The 4136-nt window shown below is 65.9% G+C and carries 5 protein-coding genes; all 5 read left to right on the plus strand.

Annotation, left to right across the window (positions count from 1 at the left end):
• A partial coding sequence (locus AC1D15_RS20430) for a 4Fe-4S dicluster domain-containing protein (RefSeq protein WP_477827403.1) occupies window positions 1–381 on the plus strand: 381 nt, incomplete at its 5' end.
• Window positions 382–388: 7 nt separating this feature from the next.
• On the plus strand, window positions 389–658 hold the full coding sequence (locus AC1D15_RS20435) for an FAD assembly factor SdhE (RefSeq protein WP_047511252.1): 270 nt from the start codon (window positions 389–391) through the stop codon (window positions 656–658).
• Window positions 659–704: 46 nt separating this feature from the next.
• The gene (gene gltA, locus AC1D15_RS20440) at window positions 705–2018 is read left to right on the plus strand and encodes a citrate synthase (RefSeq protein ID WP_465114467.1); all 1314 of its coding nucleotides are present in this window, start codon (window positions 705–707) and stop codon (window positions 2016–2018) included.
• A gap of 117 nt (window positions 2019–2135) precedes the next feature.
• Complete coding sequence (leuC, locus tag AC1D15_RS20445; RefSeq protein WP_477827404.1) at window positions 2136–3545, plus strand: 3-isopropylmalate dehydratase large subunit; 1410 nt, start codon at window positions 2136–2138, stop codon at window positions 3543–3545.
• A gap of 13 nt (window positions 3546–3558) precedes the next feature.
• Window positions 3559–4136, plus strand: a 578-nt coding sequence (gene leuD, locus AC1D15_RS20450) for a 3-isopropylmalate dehydratase small subunit (RefSeq protein WP_477827405.1), incomplete at its 3' end; no start/stop codon positions are given.

The raw sequence follows: 4136 nt of genomic DNA on the forward strand, positions 1-4136 counted from the left end.
ACGCAGTACAACTCGATCAAGCCCTACCTCGTCAACGACATGCCGCCGCCCGAGAAGGAGCGCCTGCAGTCGCCGGAAGAGCGCGAGGAACTGAACGGGCTGTACGAGTGCATCCTGTGCGCGAGCTGCTCGACGAGCTGCCCGAGCTTCTGGTGGAACCCCGACAAGTTCGTCGGCCCCGCCGGGCTGCTGCAGGCCTACCGCTTCATCGCCGACAGCCGCGACCAGGACACCGGCGCCCGCCTCGACAACCTCGAGGATCCGTACCGCCTGTTCCGCTGCCACACGATCATGAACTGCGTCGACGTCTGCCCGAAGGGGCTGAACCCGACGAAGGCGATCGGCAAGATCAAGGAACTGATGGTTCGTAGAGCCGTCTGAACTCGACATGACCGACACGCTGCTCGACGAACGTGCCCTCAGCAAGCTGCGCTGGCGTTGCCGGCGCGGCCTGCTCGAGAACGACCTGTTCGTCGAGCGGTTCTTTGCGCGTCATGAATCGGCGTTGACAACCCGGCAGGCCGAGGGGCTGACCCTGCTGATGGATCTGTCCGACAACGATTTGCTGGACCTGTTGCTCGCCCGCAAGGAGCCCGATGGCGACCTGCGGCGCGACGACGTGCTCGAAGTGCTGCAGCTGATGCGCGCCAGGCACTGAAGGCGTGTTTTCAGTCTCATAACCTGCCCTGCTTGAAGGAATGCTCATGACCCCGTCCGACGTGAAAGCCACCCTGTCGTTCTCCGATGGCAGCCCTGCGATGGACCTGCCGGTCTACAAGGGCACGATCGGCCCGGACGTCATCGACATCCGCAAGCTCTACGCGCAGACCGGCAAGTTCACTTACGACCCCGGCTTCCTGTCGACCGCGTCGTGCCAGTCGACCATCACCTACATCGACGGTGACAAGGGCGAGCTGCTGTACCGCGGCTACCCGATCGAGCAGCTCGCGACCAACTGCGACTACCTCGAGACCTGCTACCTGCTGCTGAACGGCGAGCTGCCGAACGAGACCGAGAAGGCCGACTTCGTCAAGACGGTGACCAACCACACGATGGTCAACGAGCAGATGCAGTTCTTCCTGCGCGGCTTCCGCCGCGACGCGCACCCGATGGCGGTGCTGACCGGCCTGGTCGGCGGGCTGTCGGCCTTCTATCACGACAGCACCGACATCAACAACCCGAAGCACCGCGAGATCTCGGCGATCCGCCTGATCGCGAAGATGCCGACGCTGGTGGCGATGGCCTACAAGTACGGCATCGGCCAGCCGTACATCTACCCGAAGAACGACCTGTCGTACTCGGGCAACTTCATGCGCATGATGTTCGCGACGCCGTGCGAGGAGTACGAGCCGAACGAGGTGCTGGTGCGCGCGATGGACCGCATCTTCATCCTGCACGCMGACCACGAGCAGAACGCGTCGACCTCGACGGTGCGCCTGTGCGGTTCGTCGGGCACCAACCCGTTCGCGGCGATCGCGGCCGGCGTGGCCTGCCTGTGGGGCCCGGCCCACGGCGGCGCCAACGAGGCGGCGCTGAACATGCTCGAGGACGTGCAGAAGATGGGCGGCGTCGAGAAGATCGGCGAGTTCATCAAGCAGGTGAAGGACAAGAACTCCGGCATCAAGCTGATGGGCTTCGGCCACCGCGTCTACAAGAACTACGACCCGCGCGCCAAGCTGATGCGCGAGACCTGCCACGAGGTGCTGAACGCACTGGGCCTGCACAACGACCCGCTGTTCAAGCTCGCGATGGAGCTCGAGAAGATCGCGCTGGAAGACGAGTACTTCGTCGCCCGCAAGCTGTACCCGAACGTCGACTTCTACTCGGGCATCGTGCAGCGCGCGATCGGCATCCCGGTCAGCCTGTTCACCGCGATCTTCGCGCTGGCCCGCACGGTCGGCTGGATCGCCCAGCTGAACGAGATGATCGGCGACCCGGAGTACAAGATCGGCCGTCCGCGCCAGCTATTCCACGGTGCCACGCAGCGCAATGTGAAACCCATTGCGCAGCGAAACTGAGCCCGCCGGCAAAGCAGCCTGAACTCCACCCTGCGAAAACCCCGGCCTGGCGCCGGGGTTTTTCATTGTTCAGCGCCTAAAATCGTTGATTCGCCAGAGTCTCACCTGGAAGCCACCATGGCCCGCACGCTCTACGACAAGATCTGGGACGAACACGTCGTCCACACCGAGGAAGACGGCACCGCCGTCCTCTACATCGATCGCCACCTGGTGCACGAAGTCACCAGCCCGCAGGCGTTCGAGGGCCTGGACCTGGCGCACCGCAAGGTGTGGCGCCTGTCGGCCAACCTGGCGGTCAGCGACCACAACGTGCCGACCACCGACCGCTCGCACGGCATCGCCGACCCGATCTCGAAGCTGCAGGTCGACACGCTGGACGCCAACTGCGACCGCGTCGGCATCACGCAGTTCAAGATGAACGACAWGCGCCAGGGCATCGTCCAYGTSATCGGCCCGGAGCAGGGCGCCACGCTGCCGGGCATGACGGTGGTCTGCGGCGATTCGCACACCTCCACGCACGGTGCGTTCGGCGCGCTGGCGCACGGCATCGGGACCAGCGAGGTCGAGCATGTGCTGGCCACGCAGACGCTGCTGGCGCGCAAGGCGAAGAACATGCTGGTCAAGGTGGAAGGCACGCTGGCGCGCGGCTGCAGCGCCAAGGACATCGTGCTCGCCATCATCGGCAAGATCGGCACCGCCGGCGGCACCGGCTACACGATCGAGTTCGCCGGCAGCGCGATCCGTGCGCTCAGCATGGAAGGCCGCATGACGGTGTGCAACATGGCGATCGAGGCGGGCRCCCGCGCCGGCCTGGTCGGCGTCGACGACACCACCATCGCCTATGTGAAGGGCCGCCCGTTCACGCCCAGCGGCCTCGAGTGGGACCACGCCGTCGCCTACTGGCGCACGCTGCACACCGACGCCGGTGCGCACTTCGATGCCGTCGTCGAGCTCGACGCGTCGACCATCCGCCCGCAGGTCACCTGGGGCACCTCGCCCGAGATGGTGCTGTCGATCGACGACCGCGTGCCCGACCCGGACCGCGAGAAGGACAGCGGCAAGCGCGGCGCGATGGAGCGTGCGCTGCAGTACATGGCGCTGGAGCCGAACAAGCCGATCACCGACATCCTGATCGACAAGGTGTTCATCGGCTCGTGCACCAACTCGCGCATCGAGGATCTGCGCGAGGCCGCGGCCGTCGTGCGCCGCATCGGCGGCAAGCTGGCGAAGAACGTCAAGCTCGCGCTGGTGGTGCCGGGGTCGGGCCTCGTGAAGGAGCAGGCCGAGCGCGAGGGCCTGGACGTGGTCTTCCGCGGCGCCGGCTTCGAATGGCGCGAACCGGGCTGCTCGATGTGCCTCGCGATGAACGCCGACCGGCTGGAGCCGGGCGAGCGCTGCGCGTCCACGTCGAACCGCAACTTCGAGGGCCGGCAGGGCGCCGGTGGCCGCACCCACCTGGTCAGCCCGGCGATGGCGGCCGCGGCCGCGATGCAGGGCCATTTCGTCGACGTGCGTCGCCTGTCCTGAGGAGACACTGACCATGCAAGCCTTCCGCATCCACACCGGCCTGGTCGCCCCGCTCGACCGCGAGAACGTCGACACCGACGCGATCATCCCGAAGCAGTTCCTGAAGTCGATCAAGAAGTCCGGGTTCGGCCCGAACCTGTTCGACGAATGGCGCTACCTCGACCACGGCGAGCCCGGCCAGGATCCGGCCAGCCGCAAGCGCAACCCCGATTTCGTGCTGAACCAGCCGCGCTACCAGGGCGCCTCGGTGCTGGTCACGCGCAAGAACTTCGGCTGCGGCTCGTCGCGCGAGCATGCCCCCTGGGCGCTTGACCAATACGGCTTCCGCGCGATCATCGCGCCGAGCTATGCCGACATCTTCTTCAACAACTGCTTCAAGAACGGCCTGCTGCCGATCGTGCTGCCCGAGCACGAGGTGAGCCGCCTGTTCGACGAGGTGAACGCGTTTGTCGGCTACAAGTTGACGATCGACCTGGACCGCCAGGTCGTCCAGAGGCCGGGCGGGGAGGTGATCCCTTTCGACGTCCAGCCCTTCCGAAAATTCTGCCTGCTCAACGGCTTTGACGACATCGGCCTCACGCTGCGCCATGC

The organism is Rhizobacter sp. P2_H2, assembly GCF_056403375.1.